The organism is Rhizobium sp. SG570, assembly GCF_012275345.1.
Taxonomy (GTDB): Bacteria; Pseudomonadota; Alphaproteobacteria; order Rhizobiales; family Rhizobiaceae; genus Rhizobium; species Rhizobium lusitanum.
The window spans coordinates 564186-580365 of record NZ_JAAZQI010000001.1; the positions used below are offsets into that span (position 1 = coordinate 564186).

17 protein-coding genes and 1 tRNA gene are annotated in these 16180 nt (G+C 59.3%); 7 read left to right on the plus strand and 11 right to left on the minus strand.

The features are described 5' to 3' along the window. Nucleotides 1–91: 91 nt before the first annotated feature. On the minus strand, nt 92–268 hold the full coding sequence (locus FHT28_RS02740) for a hypothetical protein (protein ID WP_168595504.1): 177 nt from the start codon (nt 266–268) through the stop codon (nt 92–94). A 103-nt stretch (nt 269–371) separates the two neighbouring features. On the opposite strand from FHT28_RS02740, the gene FHT28_RS02745 reads away from it, so the two are divergent. The 4 genes from FHT28_RS02745 to FHT28_RS02760 all read left to right on the plus strand — a co-directional run bounded on the left by FHT28_RS02745 (nt 372) and on the right by FHT28_RS02760 (nt 4789). Continuing rightward, the gene (locus FHT28_RS02745; RefSeq protein ID WP_281408427.1) at nt 372–1964 is read left to right on the plus strand and encodes an anti-phage dCTP deaminase; all 1593 of its coding nucleotides are present in this window, start codon (nt 372–374) and stop codon (nt 1962–1964) included. A 201-nt stretch (nt 1965–2165) separates the two neighbouring features. Then, entirely contained in the window at nt 2166–2921 is a 756-nt protein-coding gene (locus FHT28_RS02750) for a class I SAM-dependent methyltransferase (protein WP_168595506.1), read from the plus strand. 80 nt (nt 2922–3001) lie between these two features. Next, nucleotides 3002–3916, plus strand: a complete 915-nt coding sequence (locus FHT28_RS02755; RefSeq protein ID WP_168595507.1) for an AraC family transcriptional regulator — start codon at nt 3002–3004, stop codon at nt 3914–3916. A 123-nt stretch (nt 3917–4039) separates the two neighbouring features. Next, on the plus strand, nt 4040–4789 hold the full coding sequence (locus FHT28_RS02760; protein WP_168595508.1) for an SDR family oxidoreductase: 750 nt from the start codon (nt 4040–4042) through the stop codon (nt 4787–4789). A gap of 221 nt (nt 4790–5010) precedes the next feature. Here the strand turns inward: FHT28_RS02760 and FHT28_RS02765 are convergent. The 4 genes from FHT28_RS02765 to xylF form a co-directional block, all read right to left on the minus strand. Then, nucleotides 5011–5087 (minus strand) — tRNA-Arg (locus FHT28_RS02765). 163 nt (nt 5088–5250) lie between these two features. Next, nucleotides 5251–6033 (minus strand): ATP-binding cassette domain-containing protein, encoded by a 783-nt coding sequence (locus FHT28_RS02770; RefSeq protein ID WP_034503944.1) that lies wholly within the window; start codon nt 6031–6033, stop codon nt 5251–5253. 15 nt (nt 6034–6048) lie between these two features. After that, nucleotides 6049–7377: a sugar ABC transporter permease gene (locus tag FHT28_RS02775; RefSeq protein WP_047562514.1), complete on the minus strand. Its 1329-nt coding sequence runs from the start codon at nt 7375–7377 to the stop codon at nt 6049–6051. A 288-nt stretch (nt 7378–7665) separates the two neighbouring features. Continuing rightward, nucleotides 7666–8706, minus strand: coding sequence for a D-xylose ABC transporter substrate-binding protein (gene xylF / locus FHT28_RS02780; protein WP_037195004.1), 1041 nt, complete (start codon nt 8704–8706; stop codon nt 7666–7668). Between the two features lie 222 nt (nt 8707–8928). Here xylF and FHT28_RS02785 point away from each other — a divergent pair, with 222 nt between their 5' ends. Beyond that, a complete protein-coding gene (locus tag FHT28_RS02785; RefSeq protein ID WP_168595509.1) occupies nt 8929–10170 on the plus strand; it encodes an ROK family transcriptional regulator in 1242 nt (413 codons plus the stop codon). Between the two features lie 59 nt (nt 10171–10229). On the opposite strand, the gene FHT28_RS02790 is transcribed toward FHT28_RS02785, so the two are convergent. The 4 genes from FHT28_RS02790 to iolG all read right to left on the minus strand — a co-directional run bounded on the left by FHT28_RS02790 (nt 10230) and on the right by iolG (nt 12701). Next, nucleotides 10230–10853: an ATP-dependent Clp protease proteolytic subunit gene (locus tag FHT28_RS02790; RefSeq protein ID WP_037195000.1), complete on the minus strand. Its 624-nt coding sequence runs from the start codon at nt 10851–10853 to the stop codon at nt 10230–10232. Nucleotides 10854–10900: 47 nt separating this feature from the next. Then, nucleotides 10901–11251 (minus strand): SRPBCC domain-containing protein, encoded by a 351-nt coding sequence (locus FHT28_RS02795; RefSeq protein ID WP_168595510.1) that lies wholly within the window; start codon nt 11249–11251, stop codon nt 10901–10903. Then, entirely contained in the window at nt 11248–11562 is a 315-nt protein-coding gene (locus FHT28_RS02800; RefSeq protein ID WP_037194992.1) for a metalloregulator ArsR/SmtB family transcription factor, read from the minus strand. Before FHT28_RS02800 ends, FHT28_RS02795 begins: the two co-directional genes overlap by 4 nt. A 146-nt stretch (nt 11563–11708) precedes the next feature. After that, nucleotides 11709–12701: an inositol 2-dehydrogenase gene (iolG, locus tag FHT28_RS02805; protein WP_113118480.1), complete on the minus strand. Its 993-nt coding sequence runs from the start codon at nt 12699–12701 to the stop codon at nt 11709–11711. Between the two features lie 231 nt (nt 12702–12932). On the opposite strand from iolG, the gene FHT28_RS02810 reads away from it, so the two are divergent. Then, a complete protein-coding gene (locus tag FHT28_RS02810; RefSeq protein WP_047638709.1) occupies nt 12933–13193 on the plus strand; it encodes a hypothetical protein in 261 nt (86 codons plus the stop codon). Here FHT28_RS02810 and FHT28_RS02815 read toward each other — a convergent pair whose 3' ends face one another. After that, on the minus strand, nt 13194–13655 hold the full coding sequence (locus FHT28_RS02815; protein WP_168595511.1) for a hypothetical protein: 462 nt from the start codon (nt 13653–13655) through the stop codon (nt 13194–13196). Nucleotides 13656–13735: 80 nt separating this feature from the next. Continuing rightward, nucleotides 13736–14743 carry a LysR family transcriptional regulator gene (locus tag FHT28_RS02820; protein WP_037194984.1) on the minus strand — a complete coding sequence of 336 codons (1008 nt, stop codon included), beginning with the start codon at nt 14741–14743 and terminating at the stop codon, nt 13736–13738. 274 nt (nt 14744–15017) lie between these two features. Here FHT28_RS02820 and chvE point away from each other — a divergent pair, with 274 nt between their 5' ends. After that, complete coding sequence (chvE, locus tag FHT28_RS02825; protein ID WP_047562528.1) at nt 15018–16082, plus strand: multiple monosaccharide ABC transporter substrate-binding protein; 1065 nt, start codon at nt 15018–15020, stop codon at nt 16080–16082. Nucleotides 16083–16180 lie beyond the last annotated feature (98 nt).

Sequence of the window (16180 nt, forward strand, 5' to 3'; positions counted from 1 at the left end):
TCGGCACATTGTAATGATTTCGCAGGCCGTGGAACGGTTGTGATGGCCAACGGAATACAAAAATAAAGCCCGCCGATGGGCGGGCTGGTTTTTAGCGACTGGAGGCCTGCTTTCCAATCTTCAAGTCGTTGTCCTTGATCACATACGGCCCGCGCTGGTTGCCAGGACGCTCGAGTACGTTCTTCGCGGCGTCAGTCATGATCGTCCAGAGTTGCTGTCCTCTGGTTGTACTCGAAACTGCATCACCCTTGACAGTTTTCGCATCCATGATCTTTATCCTCCTAAGGAAACCCGACTCGAGCATACAATTATTAACGGCCTTGCGAAATCATAATCGCCCGAGGGTCGTTAAGTTCCGCTTAAGGTGTGACTTGAACGCAAACGCCATAGTAGACAATCCAGAACTCGTCATAGGACTCGTTGGCCCTATCGGCGTGGACATGGATGCCGTGATCGACCATCTGCAGAACGCACTTGCAGATGTAGAGTATCAATCGAGCGTCATCCACATAACAACGGTAATGCGTGACCTTCTTCCTGACCTCGTCTTCAAAAACGCTACCTACGGCGAGCGTTACCATTCGCTGATAGAAAGTGCAGACAGGGTTCGCCGGGAGTCAAAGCAAAACGCGGCACTGGCCTGCCTCGCGATCAGCGAGATCCGACGCCTACGCGCGGAACTTGGCAATAAGGACCTCGACTCGAAAGATGCCCGCAATGAACCGCTCCTTCAACGAGCTTTCATTCTCCGGCAGTTCAAGCGCGTCGAGGAGATCTCTCTGCTTCGGGAAGTCTACGGGCGAAAGTTCATTCAGATTTCCGTTTTTGCCGATGCGGAGGAGCGACGTAAACAGCTCATGAAGAAGATCAAGCAGTATCGCACTAGCCTTGTCGAGGATTCCGATGCAGAAAAAACTGCAATCGATCTGATAGAGCGCGATAACAATGAGCAGGACGACGATTTCGGCCAGCGAGTTTCCGATGTTTTTCATTTAGGAGACGTTTTCGTACCCGGCGGGGCAGGCGACGCCACCAAAGACGTTATTGATCGCTTTGTGAAGGCTTTCTTCGGTCATAACGGCATGTCCCCGACAAAGCGTGAGTACGGCATGTATGCAGCAGCAGGTGCCTCGCTCAGATCATTGGACTTGTCTCGTCAGATCGGAGCCGCGATCTTCTCGCCGGAAGGTGAGGTGATCACACTTGGATGCAACGAGGTTCCAAAGGCATTCGGAGGTACCTACTGGTGCGACGATCCGGACGTTGCCCCTCATCGCGACTTTGAGGAGGGTGAGGACGGTAACCATGCGAGGAAGCTCCGCTTGCTCTTCGACCTGGTCGAACGTCTGGGCAAGCTCGATTATCTCTCCGACAAGCTCAAGTCTGCAGGCAGCACCTATGCTCAAGTGGAGAAATTGCTCTCCGAGAAGCTGATCGCTGATTCTAAGGTGATGGACATCATCGAATTCGGACGCATCATCCATGCCGAAATGTCGGCCATCACTGATGCGGCTCGCAAAGGCAAGCCGCTTCAGAATGCCATCCTCTTCACCACCACCTTTCCTTGCCATATGTGCGCGAAGCACGTAGTTTCATCGGGCATCAGGAAAGTCGTCTTTCTGGAACCGTATCCCAAGAGTCATGCGAAGGACCTTCACGAGGACTCGATTACGTTCCTCGCCGATGACGCTAAGACCAAAGTTCTTTTCGAACCGTTCATCGGCATCTCCCCACGCCGTTATCGGGACATCTTTGAGAAGAAGAAACGTAAGGACTCCGATGGCAAAGCTCAGCCATGGGCGAATGGCAAGCCGGTCCCTCGGATCGAAGACAGAAGTCCCGCCTACATTCTTAACGAGGAGCCAGCGATATCCCTCGTAGTCAAAGATATTCATGCCTTTGGAGAGCGGCTTGCTGCGGAAAAGCAAGCCAAAGCTCGAAAGTGGGGACGCAAGCCCAGTTGAAAAAGGCTGAATGACCATATTTCAAATGCCATTACATCGCCGCCAGCTAAGCTGTTTTGAGCTTTCAATGCATTAGGAAATTATTGGCGCACCGCGCCGGGTGATGATGAGAACTACGTCTACGCCATAGCTCTCTAAGCCCGCCTAAATGCAACTCGCCTCGACGATCAGGCAAAATTCCACCAAGCAAGGACCATCGCAATGCATACATCATCTGAAGGCTACAAGACCGGTGCTGCGGCCTATGTCGGCGGGCGACCAGGCTATCCGCCCGAGGCGCTGGACTGGTTGCGCGGCATCGTGGGTGTCGGACCCGGCCGGAAAGTTCTGGAATTGGGTGTCGGCACAGGAAAGTTCATGCCCTTGCTGCGGCAATGCGGAGGAACCCTCGTTGCGGTTGAGCCTATCGATGCCATGCGCGAGCAATTTACGGCCGACTTTCCGGAGGTCCAGGCTCTGGCCGGTTCGGCGGAAGCTATCCCTTTGCCAGACGCATCCGTTGATGCCGTCGTCTGCGCGCAGGCATTCCACTGGTTCGCAAACGCAGCCGCCTTGCAGGAGATCAGGCGGATTCTCGCGCCGGGCGGCGTGCTGGGGCTCATTTGGAATGGGCGGGACGAGACCGTGCCATGGGTCGCTGAACTGTCCGCCATCACGGACGAGTGGGAGGGAAATACGCCCCGCTATGTGACGGGGGAATGGCGCCGCGTCTTTCCCGCACCTGGATTTGAGTTCATCGATGAGCGCCATGCCCGCAACGCACATGTTGGAACGGCAGAACAGGTCATTGTCAAACGGACATTATCCGTCAGCTTCATCGCGGCCTTGCCTCAGCAGAAACAGGCGGAAGTCGAAAAGCAGGTAAGGGCGCTGATCGCGCGAACCCCTGAACTTTCAAAGGGCGGTGACATTTCCTTCCCTTATGAGACGAGCATGTTTGCCTATCGCAAGCTGTAGCCAGGCCCGCCGTCAGGCACTGGACTTGCCACTTCGGACGATCCATAATTAATTGTCTCGATATTATATGGATCATCCACGTGGACCCGCTCAGCGATGTGATTGCCCTGCTTCGGCCGAACACGGCCATCTCGAAGCCCATTTCTGGCCGGGGCACCTGGGCCGTACGCTATGCAGCGCATGACGCCCCCGGCTTTACGATCATTCTCAAGGGCGAATGCTGGATTGCATTTGAAGGCGAGGAGCCCTTGAAGCTGGAAACGGGAGCATTTCTGCTCCTGCCCTCGACCCCCGCCTTTACCTTGAGCAGTCGTCCCGGCCTGGGCGGGACACCGACAGACCCGATGGATGTGCCCGTGCGCCATGGCGAGCAGGAGGGTGAAGCGGATTTCATAGCGCTGGGCGGCACGTTTCGTATCGAGGCGGCGAATGCGCCGCTGCTGCTCGCCCTGTTGCCGCGCATGATCCATGTTCCGCCATCAGAAGAGCGATCGGCTCGGCTCGGACGGCTGATCGATCTCATCGCCGAGGAGTGCCGTGGCGACGAGCCGGGCAAGGATATGATCCTCCAGCGCATGCTTGAAGTTCTTCTCATCGAGGCGCTTCGCTCGCAGGGAACCACCATGGGCGAAGACCGCGCTGGTCTGCTGCATGGCATGCGCGATCCGGCGCTCGCGCGCGTGCTTGCGGCGATGCATGCCGATGTGCGCGCAGACTGGACAGTTGCAGGCCTTGCCCGAATCGCCGGCCAATCGCGTTCCGCCTTTGCCGCGCGATTTGGCGCGGTGCTCGGCTGCGGTCCGATCGAATATCTCGTCCGCTGGCGGATGGCGCTGGCCAAGGATGCCTTGTTGCGCGGCGCAAAGTCCCTCGACCGGATCGCCGACGACATCGGCTACGACTCGGCCAGCGCCTTCAGCACGGCGTTCCGCAAGCGGCTTGGGTGTCCGCCAGGAAGATTTGCCCGGATGAATGGCAGCGTCGGCCACGCCTGAGATCAAGCGCGGGCGAGTTTATTGCCGACCTGGACGATTGAACAATATAAATGGATAATGAATTATATTTCGTCCAGATGATCGGCGCTATCAAGGAACCATCCGAAACGAATGGAGGTTCCCATGCAAACGATCCTGATCACCGGCACATCCTCTGGCTACGGCCTGGAGACGGCACGCCATTTCCTCGACAAGGGCTGGAATGTGATCGCCACGATGCGCCGCCCCGACGCCAGCCTCTTCCCTGCCTCGGCCCGGCTGCGCGTTATGCCGCTTGATGTGACAAGCGACGAGAGTATCGCCGCCGCCGTCGCGGCGGCCGGGCCGATCGACGTGCTGGTCAACAATGCCGGCATCGGTGTTGTGGGCGCGTTCGAGGCGACGCCGATGGCGCACATCCGCAAGGTCTTCGCCACCAACACGTTCGGCGTCATGGCCATGTGCCAGGCCGTCATTCCGCAGATGCGTGAACGCCGGTCCGGCGTGATCGTCAACGTGACCTCGAGCGTGACGCTGGCCGCCATGCCGCTGGCGGCGGCCTACACCGCCAGCAAGCAGGCGATCGAAGGCTTTACCGGCTCGCTCGCGCATGAGCTTGGCTATTTCAATGTCCGCGCCAGGCTGGTCGAGCCTGGCTATGCCCCGACGACGCGTTTCGCACAGAATACGGATGTGCGGATCGAGGATCTGATCCCGCCGGCCTATGCCGGCTTCGCGACGCCGATCTTCGCGGAATTTGCTCACCCCGCCATGACGACGAAGGAAACGGATGTCGCCGCGGCCATATGGGATGCAGCCCACGACACAACAGGTCGCCTTCAGTTTCCGGGCGGTGCCGACGCGGTCGCGCTCTACGAGGCCCGTCACCGGTAAGCGCAAAGCGTCCTGATCATCAAAGGACAATCACAGCGCAGCATCGGCCTCTCCGCCGGTGCTGCCTGTTCGTCGGCCATCTTTACCATCCAGAGAATACGAACTTTTCTCCGCCGAATGCCGCCGTTTTTAAATGCGGAGCGGGGAAGTTTGGCACTGCATGTCCAGTCCAGTGCATAACAGGTGGCAATCGCGTATAATAGCGTGGAATCGGCGGAATATGGCGCACCCGACAGGATTCGAACCTGTGACCTTTGGAATCGGAATCCAACACTCTATCCAGCTGAGCTACGGGTGCATGCCTGAGGCGGGTTGAATCGCCTGTCCGATGGCTGGTTCTTAGCCTAGGAAGCGTTTGGCTTCAATGCGGAAAATTCAGGAAAGCGCATATCGGTGGTTTTGAATGAACAAGGCCGCGAGCTTTTGAGCCGCGGCCTTGTGTTGTGGGTGGCGGTTTCGGCCTATTCGCGCATCGCGCCGGGGCCGGGGATGGCTTTTGGCGGAACCTTGCCGAGGATGATCATGCCGAGCACTTCGTCCTTGGTGACGTCTTCGGTGCGGGCGTGGCCGACGACCTGGCCGTTCTTCATGACCGAGACGCGGTCGGCGAGGTCGAACACGTCGTGGATATCGTGGCTGATGAGGAAGATGCCGATGCCTTCCTTCTTCAGTTGCTTGATCAGTTCGCCGACCTGCGCCGTCTCCTGGGGGCCGAGTGCCGCGGTCGGCTCGTCCATGATCAGGATGCGGGCGTCGAAGAGGATGGCGCGGGCGATCGCCACCGACTGGCGCTGGCCGCCGGAAAGCGCCTTCACCGGCTCCTTGAAGCGCTTGAAGTTCGGGTTGAGGCGCCCCATCACTTCGCGGGCCTTGGCTTCCATGGCAACGTCGTCGAGCGTGCCCCAGCGGGTCTGCAGCTCGCGGCCGAGATAGAGGTTGGCGGCGGCGTCGACATTGTCGGCGACAGCCAGCGTCTGGTAGATCGTCTCGATACCGTATTTCTTGGCGTCGCGCGGGGTGCGGATATCGACGGGTTCGCCGTTGATCAGGATATCGCCGCTGTCGCGCTTGTAGGCGCCGGAGAGAATCTTGATCAGCGTCGACTTGCCGGCGCCGTTATGGCCGAGGAGTGCTACGACTTCGCCGGGGTAGAGGTCCACCGAGGCATTGTCGACCGCGTGAATGCCGCCGAAGGAGATGGAAATGTTCTTCATTTCCACAAGCGGAGTGGTTTGATCCGTCATGGTTCAGAATTCCTTTTACTTGGCGCGCGAGCGGTAGACGATATCGAGCCAGACGGCGACCACCAGGACTATGCCGACGACGACGTTCTGAATTGGCGTATCGACATTGGCGAGGCCCATGCCCGATTGCAGCGATTGCATGACCAGCGCGCCGAGCATGGCGCCGGCGACCGTGCCGCTACCGCCGGCAAGCGATGTGCCGCCGATGACGGCGGCGGCGATGGTGAAGAGTTCGTAGGTGGTGCCCTGCGAGTTGACAGCCGAATTCAGGCGGGCTGTCGAGATCGCGGCGGCGACGGCGGCGAGTAAGCCCATCAGCGCGAAGATCTTGACGATGACCCAGCGGGTCTTGATGCCGGCAAGCTCGGCCGCTTCCGGATTGCCGCCGATCGCGAAGACATAGCGGCCGAAGCGCAGGCGCGTGGCGATGAAGGTCATGACGATGCCGATGAGCACGGCGATGAGAACCGGAACGGCGATGCCGTAGGGAATGTCGAGGCCCGCTTCCGGCCAGGTAATATTGTGTTCCGTGGCGTAGCGCTTGGCGATGCCAACGGGCCAGTTATAGCTGTTGAAGAGATAGATGGTGCCGAGCACCAAGACCGAACCGAGGCAGCCCAGGAAATATTCCGCCCAGAGCGGGCGGCGCGGAAAGCCGAAGCGCTTCCTCTGGCGGCGCGAGCCGACGATGCTGGCGACGATCATCACGCAGGCAAGCACACCGACGACCCAGCTCCAGGTGGCGCCGATCGAGCCGGTGGCACCGCTGCCGCCCATGATGACGAAGGTGGAGTCCATCGGCGCAACGGTCTGGCCGCTGGTGACGTACCAGGCAAGGCCGCGCCAGACGAGAAGTCCGCCGAGCGTGACGATGAAGGAGGGGACATTCATGAAGGCGATGATCCCGCCCTGGAAGGCGCCGATCGCCGTACCGATCACCAGGCCACAGATGAGCGTGATGATCCAGGTCCATGAACTGTCGAAGCCGAGATATTGCGGCAGCCATTTGGCCTGCATGACGCCCATGATCATGGCGACGAAGCCAAGCACCGAGCCAACTGACAGGTCGATGTTGCGTGTAACGATGACCAGTACCATGCCGGTGGCGAGAACCGCGATTTCGCAGGTCTGCACCGAGAGGTTCCAAAGGTTTCTGGCGGTCAGGAATTCGCGGCCGTCGAATATCCGCAGGTAAAGATCGAAGCCGATCCAGATGATCAGCAGCGCTCCGATCATACCGAGCAGGCGGGTATCGATTTCCGTGGCCCGCAGGAAGCGGGTGATTGGGCCGGCATCTGCGCTCCGGGGGCCGCTCGATGTGGTGGACTGTGTCATGTCGGCCATCGCTTTGCCGTTCTCCCTCTATCGGGCGCGGCCTGCGATGCATGCTGGGCTATCGCTGGCAACCGCGCCAATCTCAAAAAAATGCATCATCGCCTGTCCAGCCGGACTTCGTCCGGACCCGATGACCGCCATCCGGCAGGCCAAGAGGTGTGCGATGGCGCAGCACGCTGCGGGAAGCTCCGTCTCCAACTGCAAGGGGGAGTTGTCGGCTTCCAATCCGCATTCGACGCCGCAACGGGATGCCGCTGCGGCGTCGGTATGTCGATGGGTCAGTCGTTCAAGGACGGCTTACTTGCAGGCCGCGACGGCGCCGGCCTTGACGCCCTGGCAAGCTTCAGCCTTGGAGATCCAGCCGGCGTCGATGACGACGTTCAGATTGTCCTTGGTGATTGCGACCGGGGTCAGGAAGACGGACTTCATGGCGACATGCTTCGGGCCGCCGTTGAAGGTCTGGACGCCGTCGATCTGGTCCTGGGTCTTGCCACCGGCAAGAGACAGAGCGATTTCAGCAGCGCGCTTGCCGAGTTCACGCGAGTCTTTCCAGATGGAAACCGTCTGCGTGCCGAGCGCGATGCGGTTCAGGGCTGCTTTGTCGGCGTCCTGGCCGGAAACCGGTACGGAGCCGGCGAGGCCCTGGGCGTCGAGAGCGGCGACAGCGCCGCCGGCGGTGCCGTCGTTGGAGGCGACGACCGCGTCAACCTTGTTGTTGTTGGCGGTCAGGAACTGTTCCATGTTGCGCTGCGCGTTCTGCGGCAGCCAGCCGTCCGTGTAGGCTTCGCCGACATTCTTGATCTTGCCGGCGTCGATAGCTGGCTTCAGCACTTCGATCTGACCGGAGAAGAGGAAGTCGGCATTCGGGTCGGACGACGAGCCCTTGATGAACACGTAGTTGCCTTCCGGCTTGGCTTTCAGGACTTCGCGAGCCTGCATGCGGCCCACTTCCTTGTTGTCGAAGGTGATGTAGAACGCTGCGGGATTTTCGATCAGGCGGTCGTAACCGACGACCGGAATGCCTTCGTCGGCGGCCTTTTCAACGGCCGGACCGATGGCGTCGGAGTCCTGAGCGAGAATGATGAGAGCGTTGGCGCCCTGGGAAATCAGGGATTCAACGTCGGTCAGCTGCTTGGAAGCGGAAGACTGGGCGTCAGCGGAGATATACTTCGCGCCGGCTGCTGCAAGCGCCTTCTTGATGGCGGCTTCGTCGGTCTTCCAACGCTCTTCCTGGAAGTTGGACCAGGAAACGCCAACGACGAGATCCTTGGCGAAGGCAGCCGTCTGCATGGTCAAAACGATGGCCGCGCCCGCAGCCAGCTTGATAAAAGCTTTCATATTATCCTCCCGAGTGAATGCGGCCGCACGTGTCCTGAACTCCCGTTGGCCGCCGCGATATCGCTGACGAGAAAAGGCTTTGATTTTTTTCTCGACAGTCGAGAAATTTAGTGTCAGAGATTTTTTCAACTGTCAACACCCGCACTGCCAGGTTTCATCGGCCATCCGGAAGAGCCATCGGGAGATGCGGAGGGGAGGGTGGAATGAGCGGGAGGCTTGACGATGTTGGCCAAATCGAGCACCGAATTGGTCCGTCAAAGGAACAGCGCCTTGGTGCTGTCGGCGCTGCGCCGGCACGGCCCGCTCGCCCATACCGAACTTTCTGATTTCACGAAGCTTTCGTCTGCGACCGTATCGGTCATAACAGCGGATCTGGAGCGGGCCCAGATCATCGAGAAGGCCGAGCAGCAGGCGGCCAGCGGTCGTGGACGGCCGCGCGTGCTGTTCTCGCAACGGCGCGATTGCGGCTATCTCATCGTCGTCGTCATCTCCTCGGATGCCGTGCAATATTCGCTCGTCGACTATAGCGGACGGCTGATCGATCGTTTCACCGAGGACCGGCCGCAGGAGGGTTCCGGCGTCGGTTCGTTCGTGGCCGGCCTGCGCGACGCATTGAGCCGAATCGTTGCGCGTTCACAGCTGTCTCGCGACAAGGTCCTGATGATTTCGATCAGCAGCAAAGGGCTTGTCGATGCCTCCGAGCCAGTGCTGCGCTGGTCGCCGATCTTCGGGCGTGACGAGATCGATTTTGCAGCCATGCTTCGCGATGAATGGCAGGCGAAGATCATCCTCGGCAACGAGACCCTGCTCGTCGCCTCGGCGCTCGGACGGCAGGAGGAAAACCGGAAGGGTTCCGATTTCCGGGCATTGGCGGCGTTGTCGCTGGGCCACAGCATCGGTCTCGGCATCGTGCGCCGCGATGAGGAAGGCGGTCATCATATATCGGCGCCGAATTTCGGGCATATGATGCATGTGCCTGGCGGCGGCCTCTGTCGCTGTGGCGCGCGCGGCTGCATCGAGGCCTATGCGGGTTTTTATGCCATGCTGCGCACGGCCTTCGACGTGCCGCTCGATACCATCCCGGCAAAGTTCGTTCCCATCGCGGAGCTGGACAAGATCGCGGCCAGCGCACGACACGGCGGGCGCCGCAACCAACTGGCCTTTCGCCAGGCAGGGCTGGCACTCGGCAACGGCCTTTCGCGGGTGCTGAGCCTGCATGAGCACATGCCGATCGTCATCACCGGCCCGGGGGTGCGGTACCACGACCTGCTGATCGAAGGTATAGAGGAGGGGTTGGCGGAGTCGCATGTCGTGCGCATGGAGGGCATGCCGGAGCTGCGCGTCATTGCCGACGAGCAAACGCTGGTCTTCGAAGGGCATTTGAACCGCGCCCTTTCGATCATCGACAACGATGTGGTGAGGAGGGGAGCTTCCGTCGTGGAGCTGCGCGGCCAGGCTGGTTGAGCAGGGAATAAAGCAGCCCAGAAACGGAATGGGCATCCTGTCGGGCTGAGGCCTTCAGATCAACCCGGTGTGCCAAGGTCTCGATCTTCCTCGCGAATATCCAGAATTCGATCAATCAATCCCCATTCGAGTGCTTGCTCCGTGGTCATGAAGTTATCGCGGTCCATGGCGCGCTCGAATTCTTCGTAAGAGCGCCCGCAATGCTCGGCATAGAGCCGGGTCATGCGATGCTTGGTGCGCCTGATTTCCTCGGCATGGATCAACATGTCCGAAGCCTGCCCCTGGAAGCCGCCCAACGGCTGGTGGATGTGGACGCTGGCATTGCGTAAGGCGGCCCTCTGGCCAGGCTCGCCAGCCATCAGCAGGAATGAACCCATCGAGCGGGCAGTCCCCATGCAGAGCGTATGCACCGGCGCGCGGATATAGCGCATGGTGTCATACATTGCGAGGCCGCTGGTCACGACACCGCCCGGCGAATTGATGTAGAGACTGATCGGCTTCTTCGGGCTTTCCGCTTCGAGAAACAGCAATTGCGCGCAGACGAGGGCCGAGACGGTATCGTTGACCTCGCCGTTGAGAAAGATGATTCTTTCGCGCAGCAGCCGGGAATAGATGTCGAAAGAGCGCTCCCCACTGTTTGACTGCTCAACGACCATAGGGACGAGTTGCATCGCTTCGCGCATCGGCGAACTCCAATCTTGTTGACTTATGGTGTGGGGGCTTCGCCGCGTCAGGCGGCGAGCATAAGCGGGCCGTTATTGTTTGCGGCTGTATCCGTTATCCGGTCGAACCTTGCGTCGGTAAGCTTGTGGATGATCCGCAAGCTGGTTCCGCCTGATGCGTTCGGGGTGACCGTGAACGTCACGGTGCTTTCAAGGAATGGTGGGGCATTGTCCCTCATCCTGTAGCGAACTTCCTGACCGGGTGTGACCGACGTCGCCTCGGGATCGGCCAATGCGTCGCTCGGAAGCCAGCTTTCCCGAAACTCCGGGATGCTGATGGCGCGCCAGACCTTTTGCGGCGGTTCGTCGAAGTCGTATTCGAGCTCAATGTCGTGCTTTTCGGTCTTCACGTCGTTCATTGATCCATATCCTTCAGCAAGACCTTGAGAGCTTCGATGCGAGCGGGCCAATAGGCGCGGTACTTCGCCAGCCATTGCGCGATGAGCGCCAGCCCTTCCGGATCGACCTCGTAATTCACGAAGCGCCCCTGTCGTTCTTCTCTGATAAGCCCGGCGCTGCGAAGAACAGAGAGGTGCTGAGACATTGCCGGCTGGCTGATCTCCATACCCTCTCGCAAGGCGCTGGCGTTCATGCCGCCTGCCGCCAGCTTCTCGAAGATCGCGCGGCGGGTCGGGTCGGCCAAGGCTCGGAATATCTCATTTTCGATCATGCCGACAGATAAGCATACACTTATCTGATTTGCAAGAACTATTCGTTCGGCCTCCTGCAGGCGGGCTCATTGCAAAAGCCCGCCGCAAACGATTTGCGACGGGCTTTTGCAATGTATTCATATTTTGATCGAGGCCGAGCCGTCGCTCAGCCGATCTTCACCAGCCGGCCTTCTTTAACGGATTGCAGCGCGGCGTCGGCGAGCGTCAGGGCTGCGAGGCCGTCGGCGCCCGAAGGCGTGATGGCGCCGCCCTTTTCGACGGCGGCGATGAAGCTGGCGATTTCGTTGGCATAGGCTTCGGTATAGCGGGTCATGAAGAAATCATGCAGCGGCGGGCGGGTGTAGCCGTCACCGTTGGCGACTTCGATGGAGAAGGGGCGCTGGTTTTCGGCGGCGACCATTCCCTTCGAGCCGTGGATCTCGATGCGCTGATCGTAGCCATAGGTGGCGCGTCGGGAGTTGGAGATGATGGCCTGCTTGCCCGATGCAGTCTGCAGGATGACGGAAACGCTGTCGTAGTCGCCGGCTTCGCCGATTGCCTTGTCGACCAGCACGGCGGCGGTTGCGGTAACGGCCACCGGCTCTTCGCCGAGCAGGAAGCGGGCCATGTCGAAATCGTGGATGGTCATGTCGCGGAAAATGCCGCCGGAGCGCTTGATATAGTCGACGGGCGGGGCGCCCGGGTCGCGCGAGGTGATCGTCACCATCTCCACAATGCCGATGCGGCCGTCGTCGATCGCCTTTTTGACCGCCATGAAATGCGGATCGAAGCGGCGGTTGAAGCCGACCATCAGCTTACCCTTGACCTCATCGACAACCTTGATGCAGGCCTTGACCCGGGCAACGTCGAGATCGATCGGCTTTTCGCAGAAGACCGCCTTGCCGGCGCGGGAGAAGCGTTCGATGAGATCGGCGTGGGTATCGGTCGGCGTGCAGATCACGACAGCGTCGATGTCCTTAGCGGCTTCGATCGCCTCGATGGTGCGCACTTCGCAGCCATAGGCCGCAGAGATCGCTTCCGCGGCCGCCGGAAACGCATCCGCGACAGCCACGAGCTTGGCATTGGCGTCGGCGCTCACGGCTTTCGCATGTACTTTACCAATGCGTCCTGCGCCGAGCAGGCCAAATCTGACAGTCATTTTTACCTCCCTGGATTCGGAACAAATGAACCGAACAATGATCTATATGGAATTTTCATTCCATTTTCCGAAGGCGACGTCAAGCCGCCTGTCCTTCACAATTCCGAAAATCATCATGCCATATCGGCTTGTCCGGAATTTGCCGAGACCAGCTTATTTTATTCAAACCGCTTCACAGTTTTCCCGATGATGCGCTAAAGACAAGTCTCCTTGAACAGGTGAACGAGACCCATGCAACTGATCGACCCTAGCCACCCCATCTACAAGCCGCTTTGGGTGCGGATCCTGATCGTTGCTGTCTGTTTTGGCTGGGCAATCGTCGAGACCCTTGGTTCGCAGCCTTTCTGGGCCCTCCTTTCCGGCGCGCTTGGTGCCTATGCGGCCTGGATGCTGCTCTTGAATTTCAAGCCGCAGCCACCCGCTGCGAATGTCGAAGCACCGCTGCAGGACGATACGGGCGAAGACGACACGTCGGCGGACGACAAGAAGTGATCATCGCGTGAGGCGGCGTATGGCTTCGTCGATCAGCTGATTGGCGAGCGTCATGCGGGCCGTTGCCTGCTCCCGGAAGAGGGCGGCCACACTGTCGGGGTGGTTGGCCTTGGCGAAGCTGCGGCGTTTTTCATGCAGGGACTGGAGGGTGCTGTCGGAAGTGATTGCCAGTTCCGCCGCCACTTCTTCCCGCGAGGTCCGCGCCAGATGCTCCGGCATGACAGGCGGCTCCGGCTCTTTCGGTGTGGGTGCCGGCTCCGGCGGGATGATCGGCTCGCCAAGATTGTCGCGATAGGCTTCGTCGAGATGGGATGCCTCAGGCGTTTCGCCGCCGGGAACAGTTGCGGCAAAGCTCACATTGAGGCCGCGGATGCGATGCCCGGCCTCTTCATTCTCGGAAAGGTCCTCTTCTGAATCGAGGCGATCGAGAACGGATTGAAACAATGATTGCTTGAACAGCATGCGTGGCCTCCACGCCAACGTCCATAACGCTGGAAGTTGGCGTGGAGCTTATGAAGTAGCGGTCGCGTTCCAGGTGCGCCTTATATCAGCGCGAGGTTCCGGCTCTCTTCCAGGATCATATCGTGCAGCAGCCTGGCGCTCGGCGGCATGGCGCGCTCGCGGGCGGTGATGAGGCTGTAAGGCTTCACATCGATATCGAAATCGATCGGCAGGATGCAGGATTCGCCGGCCTGCGATGATTGTCCGCAGATGAATTGCGCCATATCGAGCGCTATGGGGGTGATGGCCTCCGTCTTGCAGACCACGGCAAGGGTCAGCAGCAGCGAAGATGTGTTGATGATGTTTTCTGGCAGGGGCACGCCGGCGGCAAGGAAGATGTCCTCCACCTTGCGGCGGAGCAATGTGCCCGGCGGCTGGAAGACCCAATCATAAGCCGCAAGGTCCTCCAGGCTGGCGACGCCCTTTGCAAGCAACGGATGCCCGTTGCGGACCACGAGACAGGCCTTTTCGATGCCGATCTCATGCGCCGTGAACAGGCGCGGATTGAGATCGTCAGGAATACGGCTGATGATGAAATCGTGACGGGCGGCCAGCAGCTCGCGAGCGAGCACGTTGCTGTTTTCCACCTCGATATTGATCTCGATACCGGGATAGGTGCGCGTGACGCGCTGGATCGCCGGCACAACAAGGCTGATCGCCGGGGCCGTGACGGCGCCGAGGAAAACGGAGCCGCCCTTGCCGGTGCGCAATGCGCCGATCTCCCGGCCCGCCTCACGCAGTTCGAGCAGGATCTTGCGTGCCCGCTTTGCCAATGCAAGGCCGAAGGGCGTCAACACGACGCCGCGGGCGACGCGCTCATAGAGAGGACTTTTGACAATCGACTCCATTTCGGACAGCATGCGCGAAGCCGCAGGTTGTGACATGTTCATAGACTCAGCGGCGGCGGAAATCTGCCCGTGGTCCTCGATCGTGACGATCATGCGCAGGTGATTGAGCTTCAGACCGGCTTTCAGCAGCGTGTCGTCGCGAAAATTGTCGGAATGAATCTCAATGCCATCGCTCAAATAGTCGTTATATATTTTCTCCATGGCGGCCAAATTTCCCATTCGTCGGCAAAAAAGTACTATTTTTTAACATTATACCAAACTTGATATGTGTTTTGCCAGTTATTCTATTTGACAGTTATACGAAATCGTACGAGTTTGCCGATCGTGCGCTGGTTGCAGCTCATAACACGTGAGAGCGTGGAGGAGACCTACTTCGTTTCTCACAATTAGAAGTAAACCATTCCTTCTACGGAACCTGCCGCAGTTTCGGGCGGGCGTTTTTTCGTCCGCCACACTATTAACAAGGGAGAGAGTAATGAAATCCATTATCTCATTGATGACCGGCGTTGCGCTCGGCGTCGCTACGCTGGTCACGCCTGCCTTCGCGGCAGACAAGGGCACCGTCGGCATCGCGATGCCGACCAAAGCTTCGGCTCGCTGGATCGATGACGGCAACAACATCGTCAAGCAGCTCCAGGCTGCCGGCTACGGCACCGACCTGCAGTATGGCGACGACGACATTCCGAACCAGCTCTCGCAGATCGAAAACATGGTTACGAAGGGCGACAAGGTCCTCGTCATTGCTTCGATCGACGGCACCACGCTGTCTGACGTTCTGCAGAAGGCTCATGATGCCGGCATCAAGGTCATCGCCTATGACCGCCTGATCCGCAACAGCGGCAATGTCGACTACTATGCTACGTTCGACAACTTCAAGGTCGGCGTTCTTCAGGCTGGCTCGATCGTCGACGCCCTCGGCCTCAAGGACGGCAAGGGCCCGTTCAACATCGAGCTCTTCGGCGGTTCGCCAGACGACAACAACGCCTTCTTCTTCTATGACGGCGCGATGTCGGTTCTGAAGCCTTACATCGACAGCGGCAAGCTCGTCGTGAAGTCCGGTCAGATGGGGATGGACAAGGTCGGCACGCTGCGTTGGGATCCGGCAACGGCCCAGGCTCGTATGGATAACCTGCTGTCGGCTTACTACACCGATTCGCATGTAGACGCCGTTCTGTCGCCTTATGACGGTCTCTCCATCGGCATCCTGTCTTCGCTCAAGGGCGTTGGCTACGGCACCGGTGGCGTGAAACTGCCTATCGTTACCGGCCAGGACTCCGAAATTCCTTCGGTCAAGTCCATCATCGCTGGCGAGCAGCACTCCACGATCTTCAAGGACACCCGTGACCTCGCAAAGGTCACCGTCGGCATGGTCAACGCTCTGATGGAAGGCAAGACGCCTGAAGTCAACGACACCAAGACCTATGACAACGGTGTCAAGGTTGTTCCGTCCTACCTGCTGACTCCGGTTGCAGTCGACAAGACCAACTATGAAAAGGTTCTCGTCGAGGGCGGTTACTACAAGGCTGATCAGCTGAAGTAATTTTCCGATATACCGGTCAGGGCTTGCGGAAACGCGAGCCCTGACTCTGATATTTAAGACGGTCGCCCGGTCTGCTATGTTGGATCGCGGCGTTGGAT